Below are 13,727 nucleotides of genomic sequence, written 5' to 3'. Positions count from 1 at the left end.
TGGGATGGGGGCAGGCAGAGCGCTCATTGGACAAGCCGCTTGCCCCCACCCCGGCCCGCGCCCGAAAGGGGGCGGAGAAAGAAGGCCCACGCACCGCTTATGCTCGCAACCCCATGGGTGAATTCGACCTGATCACACGCTACTTCAAGCGCCCCGCCGTGCGCTCTCCGCTCGGCGTGGGCGACGACTGCGCGCTGCTGGCGCCCGCGGCGGGCATGCAGCTCGCCGTGTCCTCCGACATGCTGGTTGAGGGCCGGCACTTTCTTTCCACCGTAGCTCCCGCGCGGCTGGGCCACAAGGCGCTGGCAGTGAACCTCAGCGACCTGGCGGCCTGCGGCGCGAAGCCGCTGGCCTTCACGCTCGCGCTCGCATTGCCGGGCGTGGACGAGCCCTGGCTCGAGGGCTTCTCGCGCGGCCTGTTCGCATTGGCCGACGCACACGGTTGCGAACTGGTGGGCGGCGACACCACGCGCGGTCCGCTCAACATCTGCATCACGGTGTTCGGCGAGGTGCCGGCCGGCGCGGCGCTGCTGCGCTCGGGCGCGCGCGCGGGCGACGACATCTGGGTGAGCGGCACGCTGGGCGACGCGCGGCTGGCGCTCGAGGTGTTCCGGGGCACGGTGGCCTTGTCGGCCGAGGCCTTCGAGGCCGCCCGCGCCCGCATGGAGCAACCCACGCCGCGCGTGGCGCTGGGGCAGGCGCTGCGCGGCATCGCCACGTCGGCGGTGGACGTGAGCGACGGATTGATCGGCGACCTGGGGCACATCCTCGCTTCGAGCCGGGTCGGTGCCGTGCTCGACGCGGATGCCGCCACGGCACTCGTTGCCGTCGAGGCGCCCGGCCTGCGCACCGAGATCCTGCGCACCTGCGCGCTCTCGGGCGGCGACGACTACGAACTGGTCTTCACCGCGCCGCCCTCGGCGCGCACTGCGGTGGCGCAGGCCGGCGCGAACAGCGCCACGCGCGTCACGCGCATCGGCCGCATCGAGGCCGATGCCGGCCTGCGCATCGTCGACGCGGCAGGCGCGCCGGTGTCACAGCGCTTCGGCTCGTTCGATCACTTCGCCTGAGGGCTCGCGCCGCGCGGTCAGGAGCCGCGCACCACCGTCTGCAGCTTCTGCTGCGCCGCGTTGATCGCAGTGGACTGGCTGTTCAGCTGCTGCAGCATCTTGTTGAGCTCGGCCTGCACCACCGGGTCGGTCACGCTGATGGTGCTGCCCGAGACCTGGATCTTCGACTTGTTCTGCTCGATGTAGCCGCCGATGGCCAGCGCGCTGTCGAACACGGTGTCGAGCGCGGGGAACACTTCCTTGAAGGTGGTCGAGGGGGCCGTCACGGTCTTCTCGTAGGCCTTGTCGTAGACCTGCTTCAGGTCGTCGGGCTGCTTGAGCTGCGCGTGCGCGGCGTCGGCCTTGGCGGTCTGCTGGTCGAGCGCGGTGCGCAGGCCGGCCAGTCCGTCCTTCGCGGCCTTGATGTCTTCGCGGCGCGAGACCAGGTCACCGATGGAACGCAGCCCGCCCTTGGCCATGATCTGCGTCATGGGCTGGCTCACCGACTGGTTCATGCCCTCGTTGAAATCGGTGATCACCGCGTAGTGCTGCGCGTAGTCGCCGAAGGAGGCCTTCTCGTCCGCGGTCGGTGTGGGCACGCGAATGCCGGGCTTGTCGAGCACGCGGGTCTGCAGGAAGGTGGTGAAGGCCTTGCGCTGCTCGGCCTCCTTGTTGCCGCAGGCCACCAGCGCGAAGCTGAAAGCCACCAGGAGCGACAGGGCCCCGAGACGTTGAACGAAATTTCTCATGGGCAGTGCCCTCCCGTTTGTTGCAAAAGCAAAAAATTATAGGGAGCGCCTCATGGCATCGATGCAGGCGAGCGCCGCGACCTGCAGCGCCAGCCGGCCATCACCCACCGCGTCTGGCCACTGCGCGACAAGCAAGCCAGACAGCCGCCGCGGGTGCGAGGGCGAAGCTCGCGAACAGCCAGACGGCGGCCGACTGCGCGCCCTCGACGCCGCCCGGCGTGGTGAGCCCCGCCGCATTCGCCACCAGCCCCGCCACCGCGGCGCCCACGGCCATGCCGTAGAGCTGCACGGTGGTGATCGACGCTGAGGCAAGGCCTTCCTCGCCCTTGGGTGCCAGCGACATCACGCGCGTCAGCAGGTGCGGCCAGCCGATGCCCACGCCCAGCCCCACGGCCGCCAGTGCAATGGCCACCAGCAAGGTCTCTGACCCCGCGCCGAAGCGGCCCGGCGCCGGCAGCAACAGCGCGAGCGCCACGAGCCCCAGCGTGCAGATCACCGGTCCGGCGCGCAGCATGCGGTCGGCGCCCGCCCCGCTGCGGCCCGACGACGTCAGCGAGCCCACGCTCCAGCCGCCGGCCATCGCGGCCGTGAGGTAACCCGCCGCGAGCGGCGAATGGCCGTGCAGCAGTTGCAGGAAGTACGGCACGAAGATCTCGGTGGTGGTGCCGATCAGCAGCAGCGCCACGCTCGCGTAGATGGCGCCCAGCGGCGCACTCATCGCATAGGCGCCGCTCGGCAGCACGCGCACGGTGGCCCGGCTGTCGATGCGCGTGGCCGCAAGGCCGATGGCGAGGCCCACCGCCACGCCGGCGGCCTGCCACAGCAGGCTGGACCACAGGCCGCTGGCCGCGATCACCAGCACCGAGGCCGCGAGCAGGCCGATCTGCACGCCGGGCACGCGCGGCAGCGTGGCCGGCCGCCGGTGTGTCACACCCGCCGAGGGGCGCAGTTGCACCAGCACCAGCACCGCCTGCGCGGCCGCCACCGGCAGCAGGAACCAGAAGGCCCAGCGCCAGTGCCCGGCCTGCGCGAACAGCCCGCCCACGGCAGGCCCGCACAGCGTGGCCACACCCCACATGCCCGACACCAGCGCCACCGCGCGCGGCCACAGCCGCTGCGCGAACACCAGCTGGATGAGCCCGTAGCTCAGCGCCGCCAGCAACCCGCCGCCCAGCCCCTGCACCGTGCGGCCCGCGAGCAGCCAGGGCATGGCCGAGGCGAGCGCGCAACCCACCGAGCCGGCACTGAACACCGCCAGCGCGGCCAGGCACGCGCCGCGCGGCCCGAGCACCGCAAGCAGCCGCACCGACAGCGTGGCACCGAGGATCGAGCCGACCACGAAAAGCGTGGTGCTCCATGCATACCAGTCGAGCCCGCCGATCTCGCGCACCACCGACGGCAGCACCGTGGTCACGATGTGCACGTTGACGGCATGCAGCGCCACGCCGCCGGTGAGCGCCAGCGCGCGCCAGCCGTTGCGGCCGCTGAAAAGTTCGCTCCATGCGGCAGTGGCCGGGGGTGGATGCAAGGCGGCGGAAGAGGAAGACATGGAGGAATGCGAAGGTCGAAAGGAAGCCCGGATACTAGGCGGCGATCGCCAATTAAACAAGCTATTACTTTGATAAATAAATGCCGCCGCGCAGACGCCGACGCAGCAGCGGCCGCAGATGCGCGACACTCCTGCCCCTGATGCAAGCCGCTTCTTCCACACCGACACCCGACTCCGGCGCCATGCCCCGACCCTCGATGCGCCGCCCCACGCTGCGCTTTCTGCTGTCGCACCCCGCGCACTTCATCGCGCTGGGTTTCGGCTCGGGCATGCCGCGTTTCGCGCCGGGCACGGTGGGCACGCTGTGGGCCTGGGCCGCCTTCGCGGTGATGCAGCTCTGGTTCACGCCCGCCACCATCGGCTGGATCATCCTGGCGTCGCTGCCCGTCGGCTGGTGGGCCTGCACGGTGACCGCGCGCGACATGAACGTGGCCGACCCTGGCGCCGTGGTGTGGGACGAGGTGGTCGCCTTCTGGATCGTGCTCTGGCTGGTCACCCCGGCCGGGCTGCTGGCGCAGGCCATCGCCTTCGCGCTGTTCCGTTACTTCGACGCCGCCAAGCCCGGCCCGGTGGCCTGGGCCGACGCGCTCTTCAAGCAGCGCGACGCGGCGCAGATGCGCTGGTGGCACGCGGGCTTCGGCATCATCCTCGACGACCTGGTGGCGGCGTTCTGCACGCTGCTGGTCATTGCGCTGTGGCGCGCATGGTGAACCCGATGGATTCCTCTCCCTCCTCTTCCTCCTCTTCTTCCTCGACGTTGCCTATGTCTTCGGCTTGCGCCGACCTCGACACCCCCGAGCTCGTGGCAGTGCTGGCCGGCCTGCTGCAGACAAAGGGCTGGATGCTGGCCACCGCCGAAAGCTGCACCGGCGGGCTGATCGGCGCCGCCTGCACCGAGCTGGCCGGGTCGAGCGCATGGTTCGAGCGCGGCTTCATCACGTATTCGAACGAAGCCAAGACCGAGCTGCTGGGCGTCGACGCGGCGGTGATCGCGGCGCACGGCGCGGTCAGCGAGCCGGTGGCGCGCGCCATGGCCACGGGCGCCATCGCGCATTCGGCCCGCTCGGTGCCGGTGTGCGTGGCACTGGCCGTGACCGGCGTGGCCGGCCCGACCGGCGGCACCCCCGACAAGCCGGTGGGCACGGTGTGGTTCGGCTGGTCGGTCGACGGCAGTGTGCGCACCGAGCGCCGCCGCTTCGACGGCGACCGCGCCACGGTGCGCGCCGCCACGGTGCGGCACGCGCTGCACACGCTGGTCGGGCTGCTCGGCCGCTGACCGCCCCTTTTTTGCAACCCCGAGAGGCCCCATGACCGCAGCCACCCATGCCCAGACCATCGAGCGCTTCTACAGCGCGTTCGCCAAGCTCGACGCCGCCACCATGCAGGCGTGCTACGCCAGCGATGCGGTGTTCGAGGACGAGGCCTTCTCGCTGCGCGGGCGGCGCGAGGTGGGCGGCATGTGGCGCATGCTGGCGTCGGCCACGCAGGCCAAGGGCGCCGACGTGTGGCGCCTGACCTGGCGCGACGTGAAGGCCGACGACACCACCGGCAGCGCCCACTGGGACGCGCACTACCGCTTCAGCGCCACCGGGCGCATCGTGGACAACAGCGTCGATGCGCGCTTCACCTTCACGCCCGACGGGCTCATTGCCACGCACCACGACAGCTTCGCGTTCTGGACCTGGTCGCGCCAGGCGCTCGGTACGCCGGGCCTGCTGCTGGGCTGGAGCCCGATGCTGCGCAAGAAGGTGCGTGCCACCGCCGCGGCCAACCTTGTCAACTACCTTGCGCGCCAGCCATGAGCAACACCGACCTCGTCTTTTCGAACAACGAAGCCCAGCACCGCTACGAAGCCGCGCTGGACGGCAAGCTCGCCGCCTATGCCGAGTACAACCTGCTGACCGACGCGATCATGTTCACGCACACCGAAGTGCTGCCGGAACACGAGGGCAAGGGCGTGGGCTCGGGCATCGCGAAGCACGTGCTCGACGAAGCCCGCGCCAAGGGGCTGCATGTGATTCCGGTGTGCCAGTTCATCGCGGGGTACATCCGCAAGCACCGCGAGTACGCAGACCTGGTGCGGCCGGACATACAACGCGCTTTCAAAATCTGACGGCACCAGCCCTCGGCGCCGGCAGCCACGCAAAAGCCACGATGCCCAGCACCAGCAGCGCGGCGATGGTGCCCAGCACGGCCGTGAGCGGATCGCCACCGTGCGCCGCCGCCACCGAGGCGGCCACGCCGGTCACCCACTGCATGAGCGCCACGCCGAGGAACATGGCCATGGTGAACACGGCCATCGCGCGGCCGGTGAGCGTGGACGGGTAGGCGCCGCGCACGTCGGCGTACTGCCACACGATGAAACCCGACAGCGCGCCGATCAGCACCATGCCCGCAATGTCGAGCCAGGCCGAGTGCAGCACCGCGATGAGCGCGAAGAGGGCCGCGTAGCCGAGCGCGCAAATGACGATCCAGCGCCGGCGCGAGGCGCCGTCGCGGTCGAGCCGGCCGAACAGCGGCGCGCCGAACAGCGAGATCACCGACACCGCCAGCGCGACGTTGCCGCTCTGCACCAGCGAGTAGCCGTGGCGCTCCATCATCAGCGGGCCGAGCCACAGGCCGCGCAGCGAGATGAAGGCGGCGTACGTCACGGCGCCGAGCACCACGATGCCCAGGGTGTGCGGCATGGCGAACAGCGCGCCGAACTGGCGGATGGCCTCGGGAACCGACTCCTGGGTGCGCGGCGTGGCGGAGGCCGGCTCATGCACCCAGTGCCAGATGGCCAGCCAGGCCAGCGCCGCGGCCACGGCCAGCACCACGAAGCCCGCGCGCCACGAATACGCCTGCACCAGCCACGCCAGCGGCGTGCCGGTGACCAGCATGCCCAAGCCACCGATGGCCAGCACCATGCCCGACACGGTGGCGAAACGCGCCGCCGGAAAGTGCCGCGCGACGAACACGGTGCACACCAGGAAGGCCGGCGCGCAGCCCACGCCGATCAGCGCCTGCCCCGCCACCAGCACGAGGTAGCTGGACGACACCGCCGACAGCAGCGCGCCCGCGATGGCGATCGGGAACGCCACCAGCACCGTGCGCCGCACGCCGTGCAGGTCGATGCCGATGCCCATGAAGAGCTGCATTGCGCCGAACGCGAAGTGAAAGGCCCCCGAGAAGATCCCGAGGGCCTGGGCGGACAGGTGAAAGTCGGTCTGCAGCGGGCTCGCCATGATGGCGCCGACGGTGCGGAAGGCCTGGCTGAGCGCCACCCCGGCGCACAGCGCCAGGACCATCGTCCAGGCCGCGCGCGGCGTCAGGGGCGCGCGGGCGGCCGCGGTGTCAGGCACCGTGGCACTTCTTGTACTTCTTGCCGCTGCCGCACGGGCAGGGGTCGTTGCGGCCCGGCTCGGCCTCCTTGCGGATGGTTTCGACCTTCGGGCCCAGGCTCTTCCAGAGCTGGCGCAGGTCGTACACCGCCCAGATGGCGGCGCCGAAGTCGTCCAGCCGCTGCTGGCTCACGCTGGGCGGGGCGTCGTCGGCGTACATCGACAGCGTGGGCTTGGCGGTGTCGTCCTCGGTGAGCGCGACGATGTTGTCGAGCGCGTCGTCGAGCATTTGCGCGGCTTCCTTGTCGCGCGGCGCTGCCCACTCTTCGGGCCAGTTTTCCACCGCGTACATGAAGCCCAGCGCCCAGACCTGGGCGAAGGACGGAATTTCCTCGCCGGCCACTTCGGCACGCTCTTCCTCGGGCAGCGAGGCGATGGCGCCGCGGGTGTCTAGCACCTCGGGCTGCCAGCTGCGCTCGTCGTCGAGCGTTTCGACGGGGGCGTCCAGGCCCTCGACGATTTCGGCCCAGCGGCGCTTCCAGTTCCAGACGAATTCCATGTGCTGCGCCGACGAGAAGTCGTCGCCCAGCAGCACGGGCCAGTATTCGGCGGGGGGGATGGGGCGGCGGGTGCAGATCAGCGCGGCCATGAAGCCTTCGCAGAACTCCCACTGCGGGATTTCCTCGTCGTGCTCGCGCATGGCGTCCAGCGCCTGGTCGAGGGCGTCGAAATCGTCGGGCCCGAGTGGCGCCTGGGCGTCGGACGTGGCAGCGGCGGAAGGAGTGGCTTCAGAAGCCGCAACAGTGGCTGGAATAGGGGCTGGAATGGTCGTCATGGCAGGTTCGGGGCAGCCCTCTATGATGCAGCAGGCTTCGGTCTACACAATTTCTATGCCCACGATTATTCCGTTTCCGACGCGCTACAGCGCATTCGCCCTGTGCCTGATCGGGCTGGTGGCCTGCCTGGCTTTCGTGCTGGTGTCGCCGCACCTGTGGCTCGCCTGGGTCGGCGTGGTGGTTTTTGCGGTGCTCGCGGGCACCGGTATCCACGACCTGCGCCAGACCCGCCACGCCATCCTGCGCAACTACCCGGTCATCGGGCACCTGCGCTTTCTGCTCGAGTACATCCGCCCCGAAATGCGGCAGTACTTCATCGAGAGCGACTCCGAAGCCGCCCCCTTCTCGCGCGCGCAGCGCTCGCTGGTGTACCAGCGCGCCAAGGGCGAGCCCGACAACCGGCCCTTCGGCACCCAGCTGAACGTGACCATCGCGGGCTACGAGTGGATCAACCACTCGATGCAGCCGACGCAGCTCGCGAACCACGACTTTCGCATCGTGATCGGCGGCACGCCGCAGCCGGCCGAGGGCAATGCCGCGCAGGCTTGCACGCAGCCGTACAGCGCGAGCGTGTTCAACATTTCCGCAATGAGCTTCGGCGCGCTGTCGGCCAACGCCATCCTCGCACTCAACCAGGGCGCCAAGCTGGGCGGCTTCGCGCACGACACCGGCGAGGGCTCGATCTCGCAGCACCACCGCGTGCACGGCGGCGACCTGATCTGGGAAATCGGCTCGGGCTACTTCGGCTGCCGCAACGACGACGGCAGCTTCAACGAAGAACGCTTCAGCGCCAACGCGCGCGACCCGCAGGTGAAGATGATCGAGCTCAAGCTGAGCCAGGGCGCCAAGCCCGGTCACGGCGGCGTGCTGCCCGCGCCCAAGGTCACGCCCGAGATCGCGGCCGCGCGCGGCGTGCCGGTGGGCGTGGACTGCATCTCGCCTTCGTCGCACAGCGCGTTTTCCACGCCGACCGAGATGATGCATTTCATCGCGAAGCTGCGCGCGCTGTCGGGCGGCAAGCCGACCGGCTTCAAGTTCTGCCTGGGGCACCCGTGGGAATGGTTCGCCATCGTCAAGGCGATGCAGGCCACCGGCATCACGCCCGACTTCATCGTGGTCGACGGCGCCGAGGGCGGCACGGGTGCGGCACCGGTCGAGTTCAGCGACCACGTGGGCGCGCCCCTGCAAGAGGGCCTGCTGCTGGTGCACAACACGCTGGTCGGCGTGAACCTGCGCCACCGCATCAAGATCGGCTGCGCGGCCAAGGTCATCACCGCCTTCGACGTGGCCCGCATGATGGCGCTGGGCGCCGACTGGTGCAACGCGGCGCGCGGTTTCATGATGGCGCTGGGCTGCATCCAGGCGCAGAGCTGCCACACCGGCCACTGCCCCACCGGCGTGACCACGCAGGACCCGCTGCGCCAGCAGGCCCTGGTGGTGCCCACCAAGGCCGACCGCGTGCGCAACTTCCACCGCAGCACGCTGCATGCGCTGCAGGAGCTGGTGCAGGCCGCGGGCCTGGACCATCCGCAACAGATCACCGCGCACCACATCGTGCGCCGCATTTCAGACACCGAGGTGCGCCTGTTGAGCAACCTGGTGATGCAGGTGCAGCCGGGCGCATTGCTCGGCGCGCTCGACGCGCAGCACAACGTTTTTCGCACCTACTGGCCGCTGGCCAGTGCAGAGAGTTTCCAGCCCGTGACGCAGGGCCCGCAAGGGCTGGTCGCGGGCTTTGCAATGGCGGCATGAATCCTTTGAAACGAGGCGCCAACGCGCGCCTGCCATCGCGCAAGGGCGCCGCTTCGGCACCCACGCCGCTGGACACGCTCCCGCGCACGCCGGCCCCCGGCGACTACGCCGAATTTTTGCGCGTGACGCTGCCCCGCCAGCAGAAGAACGTGGCCAGCCACCGCTTCGGCAGCGAACGCGTGTGGCTCAAGAAGGCCGGCCCCCGGCACGGCAAATGGGGCTACCGCGTGATGGCGGCGGTCGCGCGCATGGTGCGGCTGGACATCATCAAGCCGGTGCCCAACCCGGGCGGCGAAGCGGCCATCGCCACCGAGGCGCGGCGGCTGAAGCAACTGGCGGCCGCGGGCCTGCGCGTGCCCACCGTGCTGGCGCAGCAGCCCGACGGCCTGCTGATCTCTGACCTGGGCGAAAGCGGCCGTGCCACCGTGGTGCTGCAGGAGCGGCTCGACCAGGCCGCCGCCGCCGGCCCCGCCGCGCTGCTGGCCGTGTGGCGCGAAGGCCTGGCCGCCATCGCCGCGGTGCACCTGTGCGGCCAGCACCTGAGCCAGGCCTTCGACCGCAACCTGGTGCAGTGCCCCGACGGCGTGATCGGCTACATCGACTTCGAGGACGACCCCGCCGAGGTGATGACGCTGGCCGAATGCCAGGCGCGCGACTGGCTCAGCTACCTGCACTCCACCGCCATGATGCTGGAGGCCGCCGCGCCGCAGGCCGCGGGCCTGCACTGGCATGCCGCGCTGGCAGGCGTGAGCGATGAAGTGCGCGAGCGCATCGCCAACGCGGCGCGCCGCATGCGTTGGGCGCAGAAGCTGCCGGCCAGCCGACGCTGGGGCCGCGACACGCAGCGGGTGCGCGCCGTGGCGCGGCTGCTGGGCCAGTGGCACGACACGCCGGCCGCCTGAGCACGGCCCTTCGCAGGCTCGTTTTCAGTTCAGCGCTCGGCCCAACGCAGCGCAGCCAACAGGTTGCTGTGGTCGTCGGTCCATAGCGAGACGCCGCTCGCATCGATGGCTTCGCCGCGCTCGCGGATCACCGGGTCTTGCACAAAGCTCGGGTCGCGCGTGAGCAGCACGTACTCCGACGCATGCTCGAGCGTGAGGTTGCCGGGCACGGGCGTGAAGTGCACACGCACCGCCTGCATGCCCGCGTCTTCGGCCAGGCGCTTGACCACCGGCGCGAGCAGCAGATGCCGGTTGCTGATGTGGAACGCGATCACGCCCGTGGGCAGCAGGTGCCTGCTGTAGAGCGCCAGCGCCTCGCGGGTCATCAGGTGCATGGGAATCGCGTCGCCCGAAAAGGCGTCGACCATGATCACGTCGAAGCGCTGCGACCCGTTCGCCTCCAGCTCCTGCTGCATCAGCAGCCGCGCGTCGCCCTGCGCAATTTCGACCTTGGCGGGCGAGTCGGCCAGGTAGGTGAAATGCGAACGCGCCGCCTCGGTCACGCGCGGGTTGATTTCGTAGAAGCGCACCGTGTCGCCGGCGCGCCCGTAGGCCGCCAGCGTGCCCACGCCCAGGCCGATCACGCCCACGCGCTGCGTCGCGGGGCGGTGGGTGAGCAGCGCCAGGCCGCCGCCGGAGTTCGGCCCGTAGTAGGTGCTCGGCAGGCGCCGCTGCACCGCGCCCTGCAGCTGCTCGCCGTGCGAGATCACGCCGTGCATCAGCCGGCGCGACGCGGTCAGCGCACCCGGAATGCCGAACTGCTCCACGCGCAGCGCGCCGTAGAAGTTGCGCACGCGCAGCATCGTGCGGTTGTCGGCTTCCAGCACGGAGGAAACCGACAGCCAGGCCACCGCCACCGACGCCAGCGCACCGAAGAGGCCGGCGCCCGCCGCCCATGAGCGTGCCCGCCACGCGGTGTAGCCCGCCGCGAAGCAGGCCAGCGCAGCGACCGACGCATACGACACGTTCAGCGACACCGCGACCGCGTCCATCTTCAGGAACGCCGCGAAGCCCACCACGATGGCGAAGGCGAACACCAGCCACACCCATTGCTGGCGCGCCCGCGAGAGCCACAGCATGACCAGCCCCGGCACCGCCAGGCTCGCGGGCAGCTCCCAGTAGCCGTTGAAGAAATGCGGCGCGGCCACGCCCGCGAAGAGGCCGCCCACCGCGCCGCCGAGTGCCAGCAGCAGGTAGAAGCGCGTGAGCCGCTCGGGCCCGGGCCGCGCGCGCGCCAGTTCGCCGTTGGCGAACATGCAGATCGCGAAGAGGCCCGCGCAGAAGAGGCCGATGGCCGCGGCGATCGGCAGCGAGCGCTGCGGCGTGTTCAGGTACCAGCCCATCACCGGCGTGAGCAGCAGCACCGCCGGCCAGAACAGCCTGCGCCGATACCAGCGGTCGCTGTCGAAGCACAGCACGAAGCTCAGCAGGTACAGCGCGAGCGGCACGATCCACAGCATGGGCACCGAGGCGATGTCCTGCGTGATGAAGGCCGACACCGCGAGCAGCGCGACCGTGCCGAGCGCGGCGAGCACCAGCCACAGGAGCTGGTCGGACCACGACAGCGGCGGCGCCGCAGCGGCCGAGGCCGAGGCCGATGTGCCGGTCGCCGGGGCGCCAGTCAGCGCGGCTTGCGCCTTGCCCACGGCCACCACCGACACGATCGCCAGCACCGCGAACAGCCCGAAGCCCACCGACCACGCCACCGCCTGCGCACGCAGCGCGAACACCGGCTCCAGCACGAAGGGGTACACCACCAGCGCGGCCAGCGCCGCGAGGTTCGACAGCGCGAAAAGCCGGTACACCCTCGCCTGCCGGGGCGCATCGCCCGCATGCAGCCGCGCCACCCAGCTCTGCACCAGCGGCCCGGTGGTGCACACCGCGAGGTAAGGCAGTCCGATGGTCGCGGCCAGCACGGCCAGCACGCCCGCCGCCGGGTCGCCTTGGCCGGTCGGCTTCCATGCGGCATCGGGAATCACCGGCAGCATGGCGCAGGCGGCCAGCAGCAAGATCGCGTGCACCACGGCCTGCGTGCGCAGCGACCGGCGCGAGAGCCGGTCGGCATAGAAGTAGCCCAGCAGCAGCACCACCTGGAAGAACGCCAGGCACAGCGTCCACACCGCGGCCGAGCCGCCGAACCACGGCAATATCTGCCGCGCGATCAGCGGTTGCACCAGGAACAGCAGGAAGGCCGAGACGAAGATCGTCGATGCGCACAGCGCCAGCGCGCCCGCGCCGCTCATCGCGTGCGCACCGTGCGCAGCCTGTGCAGCTTGCGCCGCGTGCGCCTCGTCCGTCGCCGCGCGCATCAGCCGGGGTTGCCCGGGTTGGGCACCTTGACCAGCTGGCCCTTGACCGAGGCGTCCCAGATGGCCGGGCAGAAGGAGTTGCCGCCGCCCACCTTGTCGGCCAGCGCGTCGATGCCCTTGGCCGTGAGCTGCGAGGCCCACTCGGTGCTGTTGTTGCGCACGAAGGCGAAGATGTTGGTCATGGCGTCCTGCGGCTTCTCCAGCACGTTGATGCCGATGTTGTTGCTCCACGCCGGGTCCCACTGCAGGTCGATGCTGCGGTCGCTCTTGGGTCCGAACGAATAGAACGGATGCCAGAACATCGGCGACTCCATGCCCGCCACGCCGTCGGCGGCCAGCGGGATCTTGCCGTTGGCGATGTAGTAGGCGTCCAGCTGGTTCAGGCGAAAGTCGGTGCCCGGGGCGCTGGCGCCGTCCACCGACAGCAGCTTGAACCACGCCTCGCCCACGAACTGGTAGCCCTTGAGCGCCGTGAGGATGATCTTGTTGGCCACCGGAATGCCCAGCCGGTAGCCGTAGTGCACCCGCAGGTGCAGCACGCTGGACTCGCCCAGCGTCTTGTTCGACACGTTGCCGCGCAGTTCGGCGTCGGGTGGCAGCGGGTCGCCGATGCCCGCGGTGGTGCTCAGGGCCTTGGCTTTGAAGTCGTAGGGCAGCGGCTTGCGGTAGCGCATGGTGTCGTTGGGGATCTGCACGATCCAGCGGTTCTCGCCGAAGTTCTCCACGAAGGCCCAGTCCACGAAGGACGTCTGCGTGGGGTTCAGGTACTCGATGCAGGCCGACTGGATCAGGTCGGTGTTGGTGTCCACCCAGCCCTTGAACATGCCGCCCACGCTGGCGTCGCGCACGTTCAGCGGCATCATGCCTTTCACCAGCCCCTGCCACACGCTGCCGCGCGTGAGCGCGTTGGTGGTGAGCTCCAGCGCGGCGCTGTTGAGCGTGCCCAGCCCCGGCGTGGTCGAGTTGGCGATGCGAAAGACGAAGGGCAGCGGCATGCCGTTGTTCAGCGAGCCCGCGCGCGCGGCCTCGTGCGCGGCGTACTCCAGCGTGAGGCGCGCGCGGTAGATCAGGCCGAACTGCACCACGCACATCACGAACAGAATCAGCACCGGCAGCGCGATCATCGTCTCGGTCATGGAGGCGCCGCGCTGCGCCCGCTGCCGCTTGTGATTCGCGCGGCGGCGCGTGTGAAGAGTGGATGGCATGGCCCGCTGCTCCT

13 protein-coding genes are annotated in these 13,727 nt (G+C 70.2%); 7 read left to right on the top strand and 6 right to left on the bottom strand.

The window, feature by feature from the left end:
- Positions 1–113 precede the first annotated feature (113 nt).
- The gene (gene thiL / locus ACSFA5_RS26265) at positions 114–1,070 is read left to right on the top strand and encodes a thiamine-phosphate kinase (protein ID WP_435446983.1); all 957 of its coding nucleotides are present in this window, start codon (positions 114–116) and stop codon (positions 1,068–1,070) included.
- Between the two features lie 17 nt (positions 1,071–1,087).
- Here thiL and ACSFA5_RS26260 read toward each other — a convergent pair whose 3' ends face one another.
- Complete coding sequence (locus tag ACSFA5_RS26260) at positions 1,088–1,798, bottom strand: DUF3053 domain-containing protein (RefSeq protein ID WP_435446982.1); 711 nt, start codon at positions 1,796–1,798, stop codon at positions 1,088–1,090.
- Between the two features lie 100 nt (positions 1,799–1,898).
- A complete protein-coding gene (locus tag ACSFA5_RS26255) occupies positions 1,899–3,347 on the bottom strand; it encodes an MFS transporter (protein WP_435446981.1) in 1,449 nt (482 codons plus the stop codon).
- A gap of 182 nt (positions 3,348–3,529) precedes the next feature.
- On the opposite strand from ACSFA5_RS26255, the gene ACSFA5_RS26250 reads away from it, so the two are divergent.
- Genes ACSFA5_RS26250 through ACSFA5_RS26235 form a run of 4 tightly spaced genes read left to right on the top strand, consistent with a single transcriptional unit; the run spans position 3,530 to position 5,460 of the window.
- Positions 3,530–4,057, top strand: a complete 528-nt coding sequence (locus ACSFA5_RS26250; RefSeq protein ID WP_435446980.1) for a phosphatidylglycerophosphatase A family protein — start codon at positions 3,530–3,532, stop codon at positions 4,055–4,057.
- Positions 4,051–4,623 carry a CinA family protein gene (locus ACSFA5_RS26245; RefSeq protein WP_435446979.1) on the top strand — a complete coding sequence of 191 codons (573 nt, stop codon included), beginning with the start codon at positions 4,051–4,053 and terminating at the stop codon, positions 4,621–4,623. The genes ACSFA5_RS26250 and ACSFA5_RS26245 overlap by 7 nt, the downstream gene beginning before the upstream one ends.
- A 31-nt stretch (positions 4,624–4,654) precedes the next feature.
- Positions 4,655–5,149 carry a nuclear transport factor 2 family protein gene (locus ACSFA5_RS26240; protein ID WP_435446978.1) on the top strand — a complete coding sequence of 165 codons (495 nt, stop codon included), beginning with the start codon at positions 4,655–4,657 and terminating at the stop codon, positions 5,147–5,149.
- Positions 5,146–5,460, top strand: a complete 315-nt coding sequence (locus ACSFA5_RS26235) for a GNAT family N-acetyltransferase (RefSeq protein WP_435446977.1) — start codon at positions 5,146–5,148, stop codon at positions 5,458–5,460. Before ACSFA5_RS26240 ends, ACSFA5_RS26235 begins: the two co-directional genes overlap by 4 nt.
- Here ACSFA5_RS26235 and ACSFA5_RS26230 read toward each other — a convergent pair.
- Together ACSFA5_RS26230 and ACSFA5_RS26225 are read right to left on the bottom strand one after the other, a co-directional pair.
- Positions 5,450–6,637 (bottom strand): MFS transporter, encoded by a 1,188-nt coding sequence (locus ACSFA5_RS26230; RefSeq protein ID WP_435447067.1) that lies wholly within the window; start codon positions 6,635–6,637, stop codon positions 5,450–5,452. The genes ACSFA5_RS26235 and ACSFA5_RS26230 overlap by 11 nt on opposite strands.
- Positions 6,638–6,683: 46 nt before the next feature.
- Positions 6,684–7,505 carry a UPF0149 family protein gene (locus ACSFA5_RS26225; protein WP_435446976.1) on the bottom strand — a complete coding sequence of 274 codons (822 nt, stop codon included), beginning with the start codon at positions 7,503–7,505 and terminating at the stop codon, positions 6,684–6,686.
- 55 nt (positions 7,506–7,560) lie between these two features.
- On the opposite strand from ACSFA5_RS26225, the gene ACSFA5_RS26220 reads away from it, so the two are divergent.
- Together ACSFA5_RS26220 and ACSFA5_RS26215 are read left to right on the top strand one after the other, a co-directional pair.
- A complete protein-coding gene (locus tag ACSFA5_RS26220; protein WP_435446975.1) occupies positions 7,561–9,258 on the top strand; it encodes an FMN-binding glutamate synthase family protein in 1,698 nt (565 codons plus the stop codon).
- Positions 9,255–10,160 carry a BUD32 family EKC/KEOPS complex subunit gene (locus tag ACSFA5_RS26215; RefSeq protein WP_435446974.1) on the top strand — a complete coding sequence of 302 codons (906 nt, stop codon included), beginning with the start codon at positions 9,255–9,257 and terminating at the stop codon, positions 10,158–10,160. The genes ACSFA5_RS26220 and ACSFA5_RS26215 overlap by 4 nt, the downstream gene beginning before the upstream one ends.
- A gap of 29 nt (positions 10,161–10,189) precedes the next feature.
- On the opposite strand, the gene ACSFA5_RS26210 is transcribed toward ACSFA5_RS26215, so the two are convergent.
- Complete coding sequence (locus ACSFA5_RS26210) at positions 10,190–12,508, bottom strand: spermidine synthase (RefSeq protein WP_435446973.1); 2,319 nt, start codon at positions 12,506–12,508, stop codon at positions 10,190–10,192.
- Positions 12,508–13,713, bottom strand: a complete 1,206-nt coding sequence (locus ACSFA5_RS26205; RefSeq protein ID WP_435446972.1) for a TadE/TadG family type IV pilus assembly protein — start codon at positions 13,711–13,713, stop codon at positions 12,508–12,510. Before ACSFA5_RS26205 ends, ACSFA5_RS26210 begins: the two co-directional genes overlap by 1 nt.
- Positions 13,714–13,727 lie beyond the last annotated feature (14 nt).

This window comes from Variovorax monticola (assembly GCF_051216855.1).
In the GTDB taxonomy this organism is placed as follows: Bacteria; Pseudomonadota; Gammaproteobacteria; order Burkholderiales; family Burkholderiaceae_C; genus Variovorax.
Note: the sequence above shows the minus strand (reverse complement) of the source record. Positions and strands in the feature narration are given on the sequence as shown.

What these genes read in the sequence shown, in the direction of transcription:
- thiL (WP_435446983.1), top strand. Translation starts at nt 114, where the DNA reads ATGGGTGAATTCGACCTGATCACACGCTACTTCAAGCGCCCCGCCGTG.
- ACSFA5_RS26260 (WP_435446982.1), bottom strand. Translation starts at nt 1,798, where the DNA reads ATGAGAAATTTCGTTCAACGTCTCGGGGCCCTGTCGCTCCTGGTGGCT.
- ACSFA5_RS26255 (WP_435446981.1), bottom strand. Translation starts at nt 3,347, where the DNA reads ATGTCTTCCTCTTCCGCCGCCTTGCATCCACCCCCGGCCACTGCCGCA.
- ACSFA5_RS26250 (WP_435446980.1), top strand. Translation starts at nt 3,530, where the DNA reads ATGCCCCGACCCTCGATGCGCCGCCCCACGCTGCGCTTTCTGCTGTCG.
- ACSFA5_RS26245 (WP_435446979.1), top strand. Translation starts at nt 4,051, where the DNA reads ATGGTGAACCCGATGGATTCCTCTCCCTCCTCTTCCTCCTCTTCTTCC.
- ACSFA5_RS26240 (WP_435446978.1), top strand. Translation starts at nt 4,655, where the DNA reads ATGACCGCAGCCACCCATGCCCAGACCATCGAGCGCTTCTACAGCGCG.
- ACSFA5_RS26235 (WP_435446977.1), top strand. Translation starts at nt 5,146, where the DNA reads ATGAGCAACACCGACCTCGTCTTTTCGAACAACGAAGCCCAGCACCGC.
- ACSFA5_RS26230 (WP_435447067.1), bottom strand. Translation starts at nt 6,637, where the DNA reads ATGGTCCTGGCGCTGTGCGCCGGGGTGGCGCTCAGCCAGGCCTTCCGC.
- ACSFA5_RS26225 (WP_435446976.1), bottom strand. Translation starts at nt 7,505, where the DNA reads ATGACGACCATTCCAGCCCCTATTCCAGCCACTGTTGCGGCTTCTGAA.
- ACSFA5_RS26220 (WP_435446975.1), top strand. Translation starts at nt 7,561, where the DNA reads ATGCCCACGATTATTCCGTTTCCGACGCGCTACAGCGCATTCGCCCTG.
- ACSFA5_RS26215 (WP_435446974.1), top strand. Translation starts at nt 9,255, where the DNA reads ATGAATCCTTTGAAACGAGGCGCCAACGCGCGCCTGCCATCGCGCAAG.
- ACSFA5_RS26210 (WP_435446973.1), bottom strand. Translation starts at nt 12,508, where the DNA reads ATGCGCGCGGCGACGGACGAGGCGCACGCGGCGCAAGCTGCACAGGCT.
- ACSFA5_RS26205 (WP_435446972.1), bottom strand. Translation starts at nt 13,713, where the DNA reads ATGCCATCCACTCTTCACACGCGCCGCCGCGCGAATCACAAGCGGCAG.